The organism is Nonomuraea aurantiaca (assembly GCF_020215705.1).
GTDB lineage: Bacteria > Actinomycetota > Actinomycetes > Streptosporangiales > Streptosporangiaceae > Nonomuraea > Nonomuraea aurantiaca.
The window spans coordinates 174,482-191,474 of the sequence record NZ_JAIWNB010000019.1; the positions used below are offsets into that span (position 1 = coordinate 174,482).

At 70.0% G+C, this 16,993-nt stretch carries 14 protein-coding genes; 10 read left to right on the top strand and 4 right to left on the bottom strand.

Annotated features, from left to right (window positions below):
* Positions 1 to 25 precede the first annotated feature (25 nt).
* A complete protein-coding gene (locus tag LDL49_RS36475) occupies positions 26 to 2,215 on the top strand; it encodes a RelA/SpoT family protein (protein ID WP_225298203.1) in 2,190 nt (729 codons plus the stop codon).
* Between the two features lie 5 nt (positions 2,216 to 2,220).
* Here LDL49_RS36475 and LDL49_RS36480 read toward each other — a convergent pair whose 3' ends face one another.
* The 3 genes from LDL49_RS36480 to LDL49_RS36490 form a co-directional block, all read right to left on the bottom strand.
* Entirely contained in the window at positions 2,221 to 3,336 is a 1,116-nt protein-coding gene (locus LDL49_RS36480) for a cupin domain-containing protein (protein WP_225298205.1), read from the bottom strand.
* A gap of 123 nt (positions 3,337 to 3,459) precedes the next feature.
* Complete coding sequence (locus LDL49_RS36485) at positions 3,460 to 4,689, bottom strand: DUF349 domain-containing protein (protein WP_225298207.1); 1,230 nt, start codon at positions 4,687 to 4,689, stop codon at positions 3,460 to 3,462.
* A gap of 60 nt (positions 4,690 to 4,749) precedes the next feature.
* Positions 4,750 to 5,640: a peptidylprolyl isomerase gene (locus LDL49_RS36490; protein ID WP_308016239.1), complete on the bottom strand. Its 891-nt coding sequence runs from the start codon at positions 5,638 to 5,640 to the stop codon at positions 4,750 to 4,752.
* Positions 5,641 to 5,779: 139 nt separating this feature from the next.
* Between LDL49_RS36490 and LDL49_RS36495 the strand changes: the two genes are divergently transcribed.
* Genes LDL49_RS36495 through aspS form a run of 3 tightly spaced genes read left to right on the top strand, consistent with a single transcriptional unit; the run spans position 5,780 to position 9,463 of the window.
* Complete coding sequence (locus LDL49_RS36495; protein ID WP_225298211.1) at positions 5,780 to 6,460, top strand: MBL fold metallo-hydrolase; 681 nt, start codon at positions 5,780 to 5,782, stop codon at positions 6,458 to 6,460.
* A gap of 10 nt (positions 6,461 to 6,470) precedes the next feature.
* Entirely contained in the window at positions 6,471 to 7,730 is a 1,260-nt protein-coding gene (gene hisS, locus LDL49_RS36500) for a histidine--tRNA ligase (protein ID WP_225298213.1), read from the top strand.
* The gene (gene aspS / locus LDL49_RS36505; protein WP_225298215.1) at positions 7,727 to 9,463 is read left to right on the top strand and encodes an aspartate--tRNA ligase; all 1,737 of its coding nucleotides are present in this window, start codon (positions 7,727 to 7,729) and stop codon (positions 9,461 to 9,463) included. Before hisS ends, aspS begins: the two co-directional genes overlap by 4 nt.
* 65 nt (positions 9,464 to 9,528) lie before the next feature.
* Here aspS and LDL49_RS36510 read toward each other — a convergent pair whose 3' ends face one another.
* On the bottom strand, positions 9,529 to 10,452 hold the full coding sequence (locus LDL49_RS36510) for a peptidylprolyl isomerase (RefSeq protein ID WP_225298217.1): 924 nt from the start codon (positions 10,450 to 10,452) through the stop codon (positions 9,529 to 9,531).
* Positions 10,453 to 10,604: 152 nt separating this feature from the next.
* Between LDL49_RS36510 and LDL49_RS36515 the strand changes: the two genes are divergently transcribed.
* From LDL49_RS36515 to ruvX, 6 genes are all read left to right on the top strand, one after another.
* The gene (locus LDL49_RS36515; RefSeq protein ID WP_225298219.1) at positions 10,605 to 11,084 is read left to right on the top strand and encodes a DUF2231 domain-containing protein; all 480 of its coding nucleotides are present in this window, start codon (positions 10,605 to 10,607) and stop codon (positions 11,082 to 11,084) included.
* Between the two features lie 134 nt (positions 11,085 to 11,218).
* Positions 11,219 to 12,460, top strand: coding sequence for a replication-associated recombination protein A (locus tag LDL49_RS36520; protein ID WP_263655970.1), 1,242 nt, complete (start codon positions 11,219 to 11,221; stop codon positions 12,458 to 12,460).
* 405 nt (positions 12,461 to 12,865) lie between these two features.
* Complete coding sequence (locus tag LDL49_RS36525; RefSeq protein ID WP_225298223.1) at positions 12,866 to 13,240, top strand: DUF948 domain-containing protein; 375 nt, start codon at positions 12,866 to 12,868, stop codon at positions 13,238 to 13,240.
* Positions 13,237 to 13,467: a hypothetical protein gene (locus LDL49_RS36530; RefSeq protein WP_225298225.1), complete on the top strand. Its 231-nt coding sequence runs from the start codon at positions 13,237 to 13,239 to the stop codon at positions 13,465 to 13,467. Before LDL49_RS36525 ends, LDL49_RS36530 begins: the two co-directional genes overlap by 4 nt.
* Positions 13,468 to 13,484: 17 nt before the next feature.
* Entirely contained in the window at positions 13,485 to 16,157 is a 2,673-nt protein-coding gene (gene alaS / locus LDL49_RS36535; RefSeq protein ID WP_225298227.1) for an alanine--tRNA ligase, read from the top strand.
* A gap of 1 nt (position 16,158) precedes the next feature.
* On the top strand, positions 16,159 to 16,641 hold the full coding sequence (gene ruvX / locus LDL49_RS36540; protein WP_225298229.1) for a Holliday junction resolvase RuvX: 483 nt from the start codon (positions 16,159 to 16,161) through the stop codon (positions 16,639 to 16,641).
* Positions 16,642 to 16,993 lie beyond the last annotated feature (352 nt).

The window sequence follows — 16,993 nt, forward strand, 5'->3', positions numbered from 1 at the left end:
TCGACGGCGATTTGGGGGTGGGGCCATGAATCCGGTGCTGGAGCCGCTGTTCAGGACGGTTCGCGCCACCCACCCCAAGGCGGACCTGCGCCTGATCGAGCACGCCTACGACGTCGCCGCCTACCATCACCGCGACCAGAAGCGGAAGAGCGGCGACCCGTACATCACCCACCCGCTGGCCGTGGCCACGATCCTGGCCGAGCTGGGCACCGACGACGAGACGCTGTGCGCGGCCCTGCTGCACGACACCGTCGAGGACACCGCCTACGGCCTCGACGAGCTGCGCGGCGACTTCGGCGAGACGATCGCGTCGCTGGTCGACGGCGTCACCAAGCTCGACAAGGTCAAGTTCGGCGACGCCGCGCAGGCCGAGACCGTGCGCAAGATGGTCGTGGCGATGTCGCGCGACATCCGGGTGCTGATCATCAAGCTGGCCGACCGGCTGCACAACATGCGCACGATGCGCTACCTGCCCGAGCACAAGCGCCACCAGAAGTCCCGCGAGACCCTGGAGATCTTCGCCCCGCTGGCCCACCGCCTGGGCATGAACACCATCAAGTGGGAGCTCGAGGACCTCGCCTTCGCCATGCTCTACCCCAAGCGCTACGACGAGATCGCGCGCATGGTGTCGGAGCGGGCCCCGCGCAGGGACCTGTTCCTGCAGGAGGTCATCGAGAAGGTCTCCGGCGACCTGCGTGACGCCAAGATCCGCGCGCTGGTCAAGGGCCGGCCCAAGCACTACTACTCGGTCTACCAGAAGATGATCGCCAGGGACGTGGCCTTCGACGACATCTACGACCTGGTGGGCATCAGAGTCCTCGTCGACAGTGTGCGCGACTGTTATGCGGCCCTCGGAACGATCCACGCGCGCTGGAACCCGGTCCCCGGCCGGTTCAAGGACTACATCGCGATGCCCAAGTTCAACATGTACCAATCGCTGCACACCACGGTGATCGGTCCCGAGGGCAAGCCCGTCGAGCTGCAGATCCGCACGCACGCCATGCACCACCGGGCCGAATACGGCGTGGCCGCCCACTGGAAGTACAAAGAGGAGGTCGGCGCCCCCGGCCCCGCGGGCAAGGTCAAGCCCGGCAGCGACATGGCCTGGCTGCGCCAGCTCCTCGACTGGCAGAAGGAGACCTCCGACCCGGGCGAGTTCCTGGAGTCGCTCCGGTTCGACCTGTCGGTCTCCGAGGTCTACGTCTTCACCCCGCGCGGCCAGGTGGTGGCGCTGCCGGAGGGGGCGACCCCGGTCGACTTCGCCTACGCGGTCCACACCGAGGTCGGCCACCGCTGCATCGGCGCCCGCGTGAACGGCCGCCTGGTGCCGCTGGAGTCGCGGCTGGGCAACGGCGACACGGTCGAGATCTTCACCTCGAAGTCGCCCGACGCCGGCCCCTCACGCGACTGGCTCAAGTTCGTCAAGTCCGGCCGCGCCCGCAACAAGATCCGCCAGTGGTTCTCCAAGGAGCGCCGCGAGACCGCGATCGAGGCGGGCAAGGAGGCCATCGGCCGGGCCATGCGCAAGCAGGGGCTGCCGCTGCAACGCCTGATGTCCGGCGAGTCGCTGCTGGCCCTGGCCCGCGACCTGCGCTATCCCGACGTGTCCGCGCTCTACGCGGCCGTGGGGGAGGGGCACGTCGCCGCGCAGACGGTCGTGCAGAAGCTCGTGGCCTCCATCGGCGGCGTCGACAGCGCCGAGGAGGACATCGCCGAGACCTCGCTCCCGACGCGCCTGCGCGGCCGTCCCCGGGGCGGCGGCGCGGGCGTGGTCGTGGCGGGCGACTCCGATGTCTGGGTACGCCTGTCGAAGTGCTGCACCCCGGTGCCCGGCGACGAGATCGTCGGCTTCGTCACCCGCGGGCACGGCGTGTCCGTGCACCGCGCCGACTGCACCAACATCGTGCAGCTCAAGTCGCAGCCCGACCGCCTGGTGGAGGTCAGCTGGTCGCCGGGCGACGATTCGGTCTTCCTGGTGGCCATCCAGGTCGAGGCCCTCGACCGGCCCCGCCTGCTGTCCGACGTCACCCGGACCCTGTCCGACCAGCACGTCAACATCCTCAGCGCCTCGGTGACCACGTCGCGCGACCGGGTGGCGGTCAGCAAGTTCACCTTCGAGATGGGCGATCCCAAGCATCTCGGTCATGTGCTGAAGGCCGTCCGCAACATTCAGGGCGTCTTCGACGTCTACCGGGTCAGCGGCGCGAGCACGTAGCCGGATCAGGCGCCGGGTCGGCGGCCCAAGCGTATGGACAGATCGGGCAGGTTGACCACGATCGCGTCCTGCGTGCTGCGGGCGATGACGACCACCGCCTCCTGCTCCGGATCGGGATTTTCTTCGCGGTGCGGAACATAGGGCGGGACGAAGATGTAGTCACCGGGCTTCGCCTCCAGCCGCGTCTCGCGGGCGTCCCGGGGATCGAGGAACACGAACGACGGTGTGCCGCTGACCACGTAGATCGCCGTCTCCGACTCCCCGTGATGGTGATCCGCCGAGCGCGTCGACGGGGCCACGTGGGTCTGGCCCATCCACAGCTTGCCGGACCCGGCCGTACGCCCGCTGACGGCGGCCAGGCGGTGCATCCCGGAGCTCTGGGCGGTCTCGGACGTCAGATCGCCTGAGGCGATATGGCGCAGCCGCTGGTGGAACGGGTCCCCATCGGCCCGGTAACCCTCCCACAGGCGTCCTCCGGCCCGCTCCAGCACGCTTCCGGCCGTGGCGGCCAGGCGTACCGGATCGTCGTGGGCGGACAGCAGCTCGTCGGCGAGTGCCGCGTCGTACGCGCGCAGCTCGCGCAGCAGCCATTTGCCCGAGCCGTGCCAGCGGCCCGCGGACGTCAGCGCCAGCCGGGCCGACTCCTGGACGACCTGCCAGCGGATGAACGCCAGCTCGCCCGGGTCCGTCGCGCCCGCCAGGTCGTCGAGCAGATCCGACAGGACGTAGCGGGCCCGGTCCAGCGTCCCGGGCGCGGCGAGGCCGGGACCGGCGGAGAGGCGTTCGCGCATGACCGCCTGGACCTCGGCGGCGCGGCCCGCCCGGTCGGTGAGCACCACGCCCTCGGCGCACAGGCGCGGCAGGGTCGGCCGGTGGCCGGCCAGATCGCGGTCGGCCCAGGCGATCAGGCTCAGCTCGTTGTGCGCCAGCAGGTCGACCGGCCAGTCATGCCACCGCAGCGACTCGCGGTAGGGCACGGTCAGGCCGTCCAGCACCACGACCACGTCGAGATCGGACCGGCTCGTGCGGTGGCCGGTCAGCGCGCTGCCGCCCAGGAAGGCGTAGAGCGCGTCCGGGAACAGCTCGGCGACCAGGGCACGTGCGGCGGGCACAGGTTCCATGCCCAACACCCTAGAACTCCCCGAACACCGGGTACCCCCCCGACGCTGGACATCCCTGACGCGGGACATGCCGAGCGCCGGGCAGCGCAGGCGACCCCCTTCGCCCGCGGATCGGCGCGAACCTCAGCTGAACTCGGCCAGCGTCCGCTCGGCCTCCTCCAGCCACGAGCGACGGGCGGTGATGGCCTCCTCGGCCTCCTTCACGTCCTTGGCGCGTCCGGCGGCCTGAGCCTTGGCCAGGCGCTTCTCCAGCTGCTCGATCGAGGTGCGCAGCTGGTCGACCGCGTTCTGGGCGCGGGCCCTGGCCTCGGGGTTGGACCGCTTCCACTCGGCGTCCTCGGCCTTGCGCACGGCGTCGTCCACCTTGCGCAGGCCGCCTTCGAGGCGGTCGCGCTGCTCGCGCGGCACCGGACCGGCCGCCTCCCAGCGCTCCAGGATGTGGCGCAGCGCCGCCCTGGCCGTGCGGACGTCGGTGACCGGAAGGATCTTCTCGGCCTCCGTCAGCAGCACCTCCTTGAGCTCGGCGTTGGCCGCCAGGGACGCGTCGCGCTCGGCGAACACCGCCGAGCGGGCCTGGAAGAACAGGTCCTGGGCGCCCTTGAAGCGCGCCCACAGCTCGTCCTCGGCCTCCCGCGACGCCCGGCCCGCGCTCTTCCAGCGCTGCATCAGGTCGCGGTAGACGGCCGCCGTCGTGCCCCAGTCGGTCGAGTCGGCGATCGCCTCCGCCTCGGCGACGATGCGCTCCTTCTCGGCGCGTACGCCCTCGCGCTGCTCGTCGAGCCCCGCGAAGTACTGCTTGCGCCGCTTGGCGAAGGCGGTGCGGGCGGCCGACAGCCGCTTCCACAGCGCGGCCTCGGTGACGCGGTCGATGCGGTCGGCCGCCTTCCACTCCTCGACCAGCTGGCGCAGCCGCTCACCGCCCGACTTCCAGTGGGTGGTCTCATCGGCGATGCGCTCGGCCTCGTCGACGATGCGTTCCTTGACCGTCCTGGCCTCGGCGCGCGCGTGCTCACGCGCGGCCTTGACCTCCTCGCGCCGCTGCGCGACCGCCTCCGTCAGGCCGTCGAGACGGGCCGTCAGCGCCGCGAGGTCGCCGATGGCGTGCGCGTCGGCGACCGCTTCGCGGAGCTTGACGATGCTGGCCTCGGCCTGCGCCGGGGCCAGGTCGGTGCCTTTCAGCCGCTGCTCCAGCAGCGCGACCTGGCCGGCCAGCTCGTCGTACTTGCGATGGAAGTAGGCCAGTGCCTCGTCCGGTTCACCGGCCTGCCAGGACCCGACGGCTCGCTCTCCCTCAGCCGTACGCACGTAGACGGTGCCGTCGTCGTCTACCCGGCCCCACGGGTCGGTGCTCACCGTGTCCTCCCGCACTATCCATCAGACCCTTCGGGACTACTGTCCCTAGTTTGTATTACGTCAGCTCTTGCCAGAGAATGTCACGCTTTTGATTTCGACGGTTTCCTTAGGTGCGCCAGTACCATCTTGCATGGGAGTGATGACACCTGCTTTGTTCACCTTGTCCAGGATGTCCAGACCCTTGGTGATCGTACCCACCGGTGTGTAATCCGGGGTGAGCCCGAGGTCGCCGAAGACCAGGAAGAACTGGCTTCCGGTGCTGCCCGGCGCCTGCGTCTTGGCCATGGCCATCACGCCGCGCTTGTAGGTGGCGCCCTTGAGGTTCTCCTCGGCCATGACGTAGCCGGGGCCGCCCGCGCCGTCCGACTGGCCCTTGCCGTCGGCCTTGGCCTGCGGGTCTCCGCACTGCAGCATCGGGAACTGGGCGCTGCCGAGCCGGTGGCACTTGCTGCCGTCGTAGAACTTCTTCTCCGCCAGGTAGGCCAGCGAGTTGACCGTGCACGGCGCCTTGGCGTTGTCGAGCTGCACCTCGATGTCGCCCAGGTTGGTGTTGAGCGTCATCGTCCTGGTCGCCGGCTTGAGTTTCACCTTCTTCGGCGGCAGCCCGACGTCCTTGACCACGCCGCCGCCCTTTTCGGCGACGTAGTCGCAGGTGCCGGTCTTGGCGTCGTACGGCTTGGGCCCGGCGGCGGCCGAGGCCGAGGCCGAGGGCGCCGCCGTGTCCTGGGCGGAAGCCGTGGGCTGCGCCGTCGCGGCGGCGTCGGTCTTGGAGTCGCCGCCGCCCAGCAACGCGACCGCCGCCACGATGCCCCCCACCACGACGACCACGCCTACCGTGGAGCCGATGATCGCTGTGCGCTTGGCGCGCTGCTCGCGTTCGAGACGGCGTGCCAGCTGCCGCTCGTGGTGCTCGCGTGCCAGCTGTTTCTGCCGGTCCTTCCCCGTGGCCACCGCTTTGCCTCCCATAGTCAATCAACTGAGGTGGGCGAATCGTATCGGCCAACGGGTAATGATTCGCAGCCCGGCGACCCGCACCGGTACCCTTCGGTTACATTCCCATTGGCTTTTTTGACGAGATCAGCTGAGGCAGATGCTCATCGCAGGCTTCCCCGCAGGGGCCTTCCAGACCAATTGTTACGTCGTCGCGCCCGCAGCGGGCGAGGAGTGCGTGATCGTCGATCCAGGTCAGGACGCGGTCGACGGGGTCGACGAGCTGCTGAGAGAGCACCGGCTCAAGCCGGTGGCGGTGCTGCTCACCCACGGGCACCTCGACCACGTCTGGTCGGTGGCCCCGGTCTGCGGCGCGCGCGACATGCCCGCCTGGATCCATCCCGACGATCGCCACCTGCTGAGCGACCCGGCCGCGGGCTGGTCGCCGTCGAGCTCGGCGATCTTCGGCGGCATCACGCTGAGCGAGCCCGACGACGTGCGGGAGCTGTCCGACGGCGCCGTGCTGCCGCTGGCCGGGCTGGAGCTCGTGGTCGACCACACACCCGGCCATACCAGGGGGTCGGTGAGCTTCCGCCTGCCCGATGACGACATCCTCTTCTCGGGTGACCTGCTGTTCGCCGGCTCCATCGGCCGCACCGACCTGCCGGGCGGCGACTATCCGACGATCCTGCGCAGCCTGGCCGGCAAGTGCCTGCCGCTGCCTGACGATACGGTCGTCCTGCCGGGCCACGGACCACAGACCACGATCGGCCACGAGCGCGCCACCAATCCATATCTGAAGGAAGCCGCGCCGCACGCCGGTCCCACACGAGGCATCTAACAGGGATCTCATGAGTTTCCAAGCGCCAAAGGGCACCTTCGACTGGCTGCCGCCCCGCTCCGAGCAGGTCCTCGCCATACGCGAGGCCCTCGTCGCGCCCGCGCGGCTGGCCGGCTACGGCTACATCGAGACGCCGGTGTTCGAGGACACCCAGCTGTTCGCCAGGGGCGTGGGTGAGTCGACCGACATCGTGTCCAAGGAGATGTACACCTTTCCCGACAAGGCGGGCCGCTCCCTGACGCTGCGTCCCGAGGGCACCGCGTCGGTCGTACGCGCCGTCCTGCAGCACGGCCTGCACAACGGCCAGCTCCCGGTCAAACTGTGGTACTCCGGCAGCCAGTTCCGCTACGAACGCTCCCAGAAGGGCCGTTACCGGCACTTCTGGCAGGTCGGCGCCGAGGCGCTCGGCTCCGAGGATCCCGCGCTCGACGCCGAGATCATCGTGCTGGGCGCCCAGGGCTTCGCCGCGCTCGGCCTGACGGGCGTCCGGCTGCTGATCAACTCGCTGGGCGACAAGACCTGCCGGCCCGCCTACCGGGCCGCGCTGCAGGAGTTCCTGCGCGGGCTCGACCTCGACGCGGACACCAGGGCCCGGATCGAGATCAACCCGTTGCGGGTGCTCGACGACAAGCGGCCCGAGGTGCAGGCGCAGCTGACCGGCGCGCCCCTGGTGGTCGACCACCTGTGCGCCGCGTGCAAGACCTACCACGAGGAGGTCCGCGCGCTGCTGAGCGCCGCGGGCGTGGCCTACGAGGACGATCCGCGGCTGGTGCGCGGGCTCGACTACTACACGCGCACCACGTTCGAGTTCGTCCACGACGGGCTCGGCTCGCAGTCCGCGGTCGGCGGCGGCGGACGTTACGACGGGCTGAGCGAGATGCTCGGCGGGCCGCCCCTGCCCAGCGTCGGCTGGGCGCTGGGCGTCGACCGTACGTTCCTGGCCATGGAGGCCGAGGGCTTGATCGGCGAGGCCGTACCGGGACGCGTCCAGGTGTACGGTGTCCCGCTGGGTGACGAAGCCCGCCGCCGGATGTTCCTGCTCGTGACCGAGCTGCGCCAGGCGGGCGTCAGCGCCGACCTGGCCTACGGCGGCAAGGGGCTCAAGGGCGCGATGAAGGGCGCCGACCGCTCGGGTGCCCGGTTCGCGCTGATCCTGGGCGAGCGTGACCTGGCCGCGCAGGCCGTACAACTGAAGGATCTGACCACCGCTGAGCAGACCGAGGTGCCGCTGGCCCAGGTCGTCGATGTCTTGAAGGGGAAAGTGCAGTGATGCGCACGCATACCGCCGGGTCGCTCCGAGAGGAGCACGCCGGGCAGCAGGTGACGCTGGCAGGATGGGTGGCCAGGCGCCGTGATCACGGCGGTGTGGTCTTCATCGACCTGCGCGACGCCTCCGGCTCGGCGCAGGTGGTCTTCCGCGAGGAGGACCACGCCCACGACCTGCGCGCCGAATACTGCGTGCAGGTGGTCGGCCAGGTCCGGGTCAGGCCGGAGGGCAACGAGAACCCCGAGCTGCCCACCGGCGCGATCGAAGTCGTCGCCGAGCGGGTCGAGGTGCTCAGCGAGTCGGCGCCGCTGCCCTTCCCGATCGAGGGCAGCGCGGGCGTCTCCGAGGAGGCCCGCCTCAAATACCGCTATCTCGACATTCGCCGCCCGCAGGTGGCCAATGCCCTGCGGGTCCGCTCGAAGGCCACCTACCTGGCCAACGAGGTCATGCACGAGCTCGGCTTCGTCTACGTCGAGACGCCGACGCTGACCAGGTCCACGCCCGAGGGCGCGCGCGACTTCCTGGTGCCGGTCCGGCTCCAGCCGGGCAACTGGTACGCGCTGCCGCAGTCGCCGCAGCTGTTCAAGCAGCTGCTCCAGGTGGGCGGGCTCGAGCGCTACTACCAGCTCGCCAAGTGCTACCGCGACGAGGACCTGCGGGCCGACCGGCAGCCGGAGTTCACCCAGATCGACGTCGAGATGTCGTTCGTCGACCAGGAAGACGTCATCGCGGTCGGCGAGAAGCTCATCGGCCGCGTGTGGCGCGAGACGGTCGGCTACGAGATCCCGACACCGCTGCCCCGCATGACCTACGCCGACGCGATGGCCCGCTACGGCTCCGACAAGCCCGACCTGCGCTTCGGCCAGGAGCTCGTCGAGATGACCGACTACTTCGCCGGCACCTCCTTCCGCGTGTTCCAGGCCGACTACGTGGGCGCGGTCGTCATGCCGGGCGGCGGCTCGCAGACGCGCAAGGAGCTCGACGGCTGGCAGGACTGGGCGCGCTCGCGCGGTGCCAAGGGCCTGGCGTACGTGCTCGTCCAGGAGGACGGCACGCTCGGCGGCCCGGTGGCGAAGAACCTCTCAGAAGAGGAAATTTCCGGACTTGCGGCGAAGGTCGGCGCCCAGCCCGGCGACGCGGTCTTCTTCGCGGCCGGAGCCCGCAACTCGGCGCGTGACCTGCTCGGCGCGGCCCGGCTGGAGATCGGCCGCCGCTGCGGCCTCATCGACGAGTCGCTGTGGTCGTTCCTGTGGGTCGTCGACGCGCCCATGTTCGAGGAGGACGGCGAGGGTGGCTGGACGGCCGTGCACCACCCGTTCACCGGCCCCAAGCCCGAATGGGCGGACAACTTCCAGGACCACCCCGGCGAGGCCCTGGCCTACGCCTACGACATGGTCTGCAACGGCATGGAGATCGGTGGCGGCTCCATCCGTATCCACCGGGCGGAGATGCAGCAGCGGGTCTTCGACGTGCTCGGCATCTCCAAGGAGGAGGCCGAGAACAAGTTCGGCTTCCTGCTGGAGGCGTTCAAGTACGGCCCGCCCCCGCACGGAGGCATCGCCTATGGCTGGGACCGCATCTGCATGCTGCTGTCCGGCGGTGAGTCGATCCGCGACGTGATCGCCTTTCCGAAGACCGCCTCGGGCTTCGACCCGCTCACCGGCGCGCCCACGCCCATCACGGTGGACCAGCGCAAGGAGGCGGGCGTCGACGCCAAGCCCAAGAACGAGGGCTGACCCACACGAAACAGGGCGCCCCGCCTCTCCGGTTCGGGAGAGGCGGGGCGCCCTTTCGCGTCCGGCTAGCGGACCGTGACCTTCTCGATGATGATCGGGTTCTTCGGGGCGGTCGAGCCGCCGTCGCCGACGATGTCCTGGCTGTTGACGATGACGCCGTCCTTGGCGACCTTCTCGATGATCTCCAGGCCCGAGCGGACCATGCCGAGCACCGAGTACTGGGCCTCGATCTGCGAGTTCTCGTCCGACAGCGAGATGGCGAACTGGCTGCTGTTCTGTCCGGCCGCGTCCTGCGGCTGGGTGAGGAACACCACGCCGCGGGTGTACGGAATCGCGCCGACGGCCTCGTCCTGGTAGACGTAGCCCGCCGTGCCCTGGCCGTCCGTCGGGTTCTTGCCGTCGGCCTTGGCCTTGGGGTCGCCGCACTGCAGCAGGAACAGTCCCGCCGTCTCAGGCGTCACCAGGCGGTGGCACTTGGTGTTGTTGTAGAAGTTCTTCTTGGCCAGGAAGGCCATCGAGTTGACCGAGCACGGGGTCGCGGCCGGGTCGACGTCGATGACGATCTTGCCGTGGTTGGTGAAGACGGTCATCGTCTTCAGCTTCATGTCCGGGTGGCTGCCGGGCATGCCCACATACTTCATCGGTACGTCCGAGGTGTCCCGCTTGTAGGTGCAGGACACCTTGCCGGTCTTCTTCGGCAGCGAGGACAGCGACGGGGTCGGCGAGGGAGCGGCGCTGGGCGGGGCGGAGGCCGAGGCCGACGGACTGCTCTCGGCCGAGACCTTCTTGCCCGCGTCGTCCTTGTTGACCAGCGTGGTCGCGGCGTAGATGCCGCCCGCCACCACGACGACGGCCAGGCCCGCGCCGATGAAGACGTTCCGCTTCGCCTTGGCGCTGTCCGCCGCCGCGCGCTGCTCCTGCCGCTCCTTGTGCTCCCGAGCCAACTGGCTCTGGCGGTCGTCCTCGCCGCTCACCGGTATGTCCTCCACTTTTGCCAGTACATGACCAAACAACTCCGGGAATGCTACCGGCCCTGCGATGTGCCGGACGTAAGAGGAGGAAACCACTCGTAGTGACGGGATGGACCGCGAACCATATCGTGTCGCCATTCGTAGTTGAAATGAGAACTAGGAGTGCAGACATGTTCGACGAGATCTTCGGCTTGCCCGCCCATCCGCTGATCATCCACTTCGCCGTGGTGCTGACCCCGCTCCTCGCGGCCGTCTCCGTGGCGTACACGGTCCTGAACCGCTGGCGGCCGATGCTGGCCTGGGCGGTGGTCCTGCTCTCCGTGGGGTCGCCTGTGGCCGTCTTCGCGGCCAAGGAGAGCGGCGAGAGCCTCAAGGCGGCCCGGTTCGCCTCGGTCGACGGCCCTTTGGGTCAGCGGATCGAGACCCACGAGAGCTTCGCCAACCCCTTGCTCCTGTCGACTGCCGGCCTCGGCGTCGCCGCGTTGCTGCTCGTCTACGCCACGAGCCCGAGTCGCGGCTCGCTCGGCGACAGATTCGGCCGCCCGGTCACCCTCGTGCTGTCCGGTGTGACGGTGCTGCTGGCCGTGGCGGTCGGCTACTTCGTCTTCCGCGCCGGTGACTCGGGAGCGAGAGCCGTCTGGGGCGCGTGACCCGCTTCCTTCGCTGTCCGCTTCCTTCGGTGATGGTGGACCGCCGGGCGCGATCCACCCCGTAAACTCGCGTTGTGGAGAGTCTGTTCGATTCGGCGGCTGAGGAGGCCACACCGCAGCCCCTCGCGGTCCGGATGCGGCCGCGCACGCTCGACGAGGTGATCGGCCAGCGTCACCTGCTCGGCGCGGGCACCCCGCTGCGCAGGCTCGTCGAGAGCGAGGCGCCGATGTCGCTCTTCCTCTGGGGGCCGCCCGGCACCGGCAAGACGACGCTCGCCTATGTCGTCTCCAACGTCACCAAGCGGCGCTTCGTCGAGGTCTCCGCCGTCTCGGCCGGGGTCAAGGACGTACGCGCCGCCATCGAGGTCGCCAAGCGCGAGCTGGGCATGAGCGGCCGGCAGACCGTGCTCTTCGTCGACGAGGTCCACCGCTTCAACAAGGCCCAGCAGGACGCCCTGCTGCCCGCCGTCGAGAACCGCTGGGTCACCTTCATCGGCGCCACCACCGAAAACCCCTTCTTCTCGGTCATCTCCCCGCTGCTGTCGCGCTCGTTGCTGCTCACGCTCGAGTCCCTGACCGACGACGACGTCCGCGCGGTCCTGGAGCGGGCGGTGGCCGACGACCGCGGCCTCGGCGGCCGCGCCACCGTCGCCCCCGAGGCCGTCGACCATCTCGTACGCCTGGCCGGGGGCGACGCCCGCCGCTCCCTGACCTACCTCGAAGCCGCCGCCCTGCTGTCCGACGACATCACGGTCGAGGTCGTGGAGAAGGCCGTCGACAAGGCGGCCGTCCGCTACGACCGGCAGGGCGACCAGCACTACGACGTCATCAGCGCCTTCATCAAGTCGATGCGCGGCTCCGACGCCGACGCCGCGCTCCACTACCTGGCCCGCATGATCGAGGCGGGCGAGGACCCACGCTTCATCGCCCGCCGCATCGTCATCTTCGCCTCGGAGGACGTCGGCCTGGCCGACCCGACATGCCTGCAGACCGCCGTCGCCGCGGCCCAGGCGGTGCAGCTCATCGGCCTGCCGGAGGGTCAGATCAACCTGGCCCACGCGGTCCTCCACTGCGCGCTCGCGCCCAAGTCCAACGCCGTCGTGAAGGCCATCGGAGCGGCGATCGGTGACGTGCGCCGCGGCCTGATCGGCCAGGTGCCCGGCCACCTGCGCGACGCCCACTATCAGGGCGCCGCCAAGCTGGGCCACGGTGACGGCTACAAATACCCGCACGACTTCGACCACGGGCTGGTCCGCCAGGACTACGCGCCCGAGCAGGTGCGCGACAGGCGCTACTACGAGCCCACCAAGCACGGCGGCGAGGGCGTGCTGGCCGAGCGGTGGGCTCGGATCCGTGACTTCCTGCGGGGCTCTTGACGGCCCTTTTGACGGCCTTCAGGCGGATTCCTCCGCGGGCTGGGCTCTGGACGGGCTTTTGGGCAGGCTCAGGACGGGCACTGGGACAGGCTCAGGACGTGCTTGAGATGGATGGGCTTTGGGACAGGCTCTGGACGTGCTTGGGGACGGGTCTTGGGACAGGCTCTGGACGTGCTTGAGGACGGGTCTTGGATGGACTTTGGGTGGGCTCCCGGCCGTAGGACGCGGGCCGGGTTCGGCTGGTCGGGCGCGGGATGGGGCCGCTCGCGGGCCGGCCCGTTCGAGCGGGGAAACGGGGGTCACCGACGTGGCGGCCTGATGGAGCCGGGCGTCGCCAGTAATCTGGGCCGTCGAACGCGATAGGGTTCTTGCCGTTCCGGCCCAGCGTACGAGGGAGATGAGCGGATGCTTACCGCTGGAGAGGTCGCCGGCCTGATCGCCGCCACGGGCTGGATCGTCCTGGTCTGCGTGCTCGTCATGGTGCTGGTCAAGCTCACCCGGCTGATCACCGAGACCGGCAGGGCGGTGGCCGACCTGAGCGCCCGCATGGCGCCGCTGCTCGACGACATGAGCCTGACGGTCAACGAGACCAACCGGCAACTGGTGGCCGTCGAGGCCATCGCCAAGGACGTCAAGCAGGTGAGCTCCCACGCCGCCAAGCTCAGCGCCGTCACCCAGACCGTCTTCACCGGGCCGCTGATCAAGGTCTCCTCCATCGGCTACGGCGTGCGCAGGGCCATCGAGGCCCGCAGGCCGCGCAAGGCGGGGCGACGGCGATGATCAGACGGCTGTTCTACCTGTCGCTCGGTGCCCTGCTGACCCTCTGGGTGATGCGCAGGCTGCAGGCACTCCACCCCAACCACGTGGCCCGCCGTACGGTCGGCGGCGCCGCGAGCATGCTCGGACGGGTGAGAGACTTTACTTCTGACGCGCTCGGCGAGGCCGCGGAGCGCGAAATCGAGTTGCGGGCCCGTTTCGGACTCGACAACCCTGAAAGCAACGACTAACGCAAAGGATGGCCACCATGGAGTCGGCAGAGATCGCGCGCCGCTTCCTGCGCTTCTTCGAGGAGCGTGGGCACAAGGTAGTGCCCTCGGCCAGCCTGATCGCTGAGGACCCGACGCTTCTCCTGGTCAACGCGGGTATGGTGCCCTTCAAGCCGTACTTCCTGGGGCAGCGCAAGCCTCCGGCGGACCGGCTGGCCACCGCGCAGAAATGCGTGCGCACCCCCGACATCGACGAGGTCGGCAAGACCACCCGGCACGCGACGTTCTTCCAGATGCTGGGCAACTTCTCCATCGGCGACTACTTCAAGGCCGAAGTGATCCCGTTCGCCTGGGAGCTGCTGACCAAGCCGGAATCCGAGGGCGGCTTCGGCTTCCCGCCCGACCGCCTCTGGGCGACCGTCTACCTCGACGACGACGAGGCGCTCGACATCTGGCACAACAAGGTCGGGCTGCCCCTTGAGCGCATCCAGCGCCGCGGCCTCGAAGACAACTACTGGCACATGGGCGTGCCGGGCCCCGGCGGACCGTGCTCGGAGATCTACTACGACCGCGGCGCCGAATACGGCCGCGAGGGCGGCCCCATCGCCGACGAGAACCGCTACCTCGAAGTCTGGAACCTCGTCTTCATGCAGGACCAGCTGGGCGAGGTTCGCAGCAAGATCGACTTCGACATCATCGGCGAGCTGCCCGCCAAGAACATCGACACCGGCATGGGCCTGGAGCGCATGGCGGCGATCCTGCAGGGCGTCGACAACATCTACGAGATCGACACCACCTACAAGATCCTCGACAAGGCGGCCGAGCTCACCAAGACCCGCTACGGCCGCGACCACCGCTCCGACATCAGCCTGCGGGTGATCGCCGACCACGTCCGCACCGGCACCATGCTGGTCGCCGACGGCGTCATGCCCGGCAACGAGGGCCGCGGCTACGTGCTGCGCCGCATCCTGCGCCGCTCGGTGCGCAACCTGCGCCTGCTCGGCTCCGGCGACGAGCGCTACATGCACGAGCTGACCGCGGTCGCGATCGAGGTCATGGGCGAGCAATACCCGCAGCTGAAGGCGGACGCGCCGCAGATCCACGGGGTCATCGACGCCGAGGAGGCGTCCTTCCTGGGCACGCTGCGCACCGGCACCGCCATGTTCGACGTCACGGTGGAGGAGACCAAGCGCAAGTCCGGCACCACGCTCTCCGGCGAGCAGGCGTTCCAGCTGCACGACACTTATGGCTTCCCGATCGACCTCACGCTCGAGATGGCGTCCGAGCACGGGCTCCAGGTCGACGAAGAGGGTTTCCGCCGCCTGATGAAGGAGCAGCGCGACCGCGCCAAGGCCGACGCGGCGGCGAAGAAGACCGGCAACGCCGACATCTCCGTCTTCGGGCAGCTGCTGGAGAAGGCGGGCCGGGTCGAGTTCCTCGGCTACGACCAGACCGAGGCCGACACGAGCATCGTCGGCATCCTGGTCGACGGCGGCGCGGTCCCCGCGGCGGGCGCGGGCACCGACGTGGAGGTCGTGCTCTCCCGCACCCCCTTCTACGCCGAGGGCGGCGGCCAGCTCGCCGACCAGGGCGTGATCCGCACCGGCGGCGCCGAGGTGGAGATCCGCGACGTGCAGACGCCGCTCGCGGGCCTCGTCGTGCACCGCGGCCGGATCCGCAAGGGCGAGCTCAAGGTCGGCGACGAGGCCCAGGCGGAGATCGACATCGAGCGGCGCCGCGCGATCTCGCGCAGCCACAGCGCCACCCACCTCGTCCACCGCGGCTTCAAGAACGCGCTGGGCGAGACGGCGGCGCAGGCCGGCTCCGAAAACTCGCCCGGCCGCTTCCGCTTCGACTTCACCGCGGCGGGCGCGGTGCCGCCGAGCGTGCTGCGCGATGTCGAGGACGAGGTCAACGCGGTCCTCGTCAACGACCTCAAGGTCAACGCCTTCTACACCTCCCAGACGGAGGCCAGGGCGATGGGCGCGCTGGCGATGTTCGGCGAGAAGTACGGCGACGAGGTCCGCGTCGTGGAGATCGGCGACTACTCGCGCGAGCTCTGCGGCGGCACCCACGTGCACAGCTCAGGCCAGCTCGGCCTGGTCAAGGTGCTCGGCGAGCAGTCGGTCGGCGCCGGTGTGCGCCGCGTCGAGGCGCTCGTCGGCATCGACGCCTTCCGCTTCCTGGCGCGCGAGAGCGTGCTGGTCGCCCAGCTCACCGAGCAGCTCAAGGCGCGCCGCGAGGAGCTGCCCGAGCGCGTCGAGGGCATCGTCACCCGCCTGCGCACCGCCGAGAAGGAGCTGGAGCGGCTCCGGTCCGCGCAGGTGCTCCAGGTGGCGGGCGAGCTGGCGGCGCAGGCCCGTGACCTGGACGGAGTCTTCGTGGTGACGCACCGCGCGCCTGACGGCACTGGGCCAGACGACCTGCGTAAGCTCGCGCTTGATGTGCGTGGCAGATTCTCGGCCGACCGACCGGCGGTCATCGTGATCGCGGGTGTCCCCTCCGACCGGCCCGTGGTCGTTGCCGCGGTCAACGAGGCGGGACGTGAGCGTCAGCTCAAGGCCGGGCGACTGGTCGGCGTCGCCGCCAAGGCGCTTGGGGGTGGCGGTGGCGGCAAGGACGATGTCGCGCAAGGCGGCGGCACACGACCGGAGGCGGTCGGCGACGCGCTGCGACTGGTCGAGCAGGCCATCGCGGAGCAGCTCGGCTGACATGCGGTTCGGTTCACGGATCGGCGTGGACGTCGGGTCCGTACGCATCGGAGTGGCCCGCAGTGACCCCTCGGGCCTGCTGGCCACCCCGGTGGAGACCGTCAGACGAGGCCAGGGCGACCTCGACCGCATCGCCGCGATCGCCGACGAACACGCGGCGATCGAGGTCGTGGTCGGGCTGCCCACCTCGCTGTCGGGCCGCGAAGGGCAGGCCGCCGCGCTGGCCCGCGACTTCGCCACAGCGCTGGCCCGGCGCCTGGCGCCCACGCCCGTCCGCCTCTTCGACGAACGGCTGACCACGGTCGCGGCGCAGCAGGGACTACGGGCCAGCGGCGTACGGGCCAAGAAGCAGCGCGCGGTCGTCGACCAGGCGGCGGCGGTCGTGCTGCTGCAGGACGCGCTCGACGTCGAGAGAGCCACGGACAGACCACCCGGCAGGCCCGTCGATCCGCCCTCCGGGGTGGACGGCGGACCCGCCTCATGACCGGGCGTCTCACCGGGGGCGGCAGGGGTCGGGCGGGGGTGGCGGCATGAGCGGGCCACCGGATGAGGATGACGACCTGATCCCGTTCGTCCCGGAACCCTTCATCCCGTCCTCGGACACGGCAACCTCCTCGGAGGCCGGAACGTCCTCCACGGCAACGTCCTGGGACGGCGAGGTGTCGTCTGACTCCGACGGTCCCTTGGGGCCGGACGCGTCAGAGGCCCTGGACGTGCCGGTGACGGGTGACCCCGCGGCGGACGGCCGGGAGTGTCGGGCAGACGACCTGGGCGCGACCGCTCCGGTGGACGTCGGGAGGCTTCCCGGCGGCGCGCCATCTGGCGGTGGCGCGCCT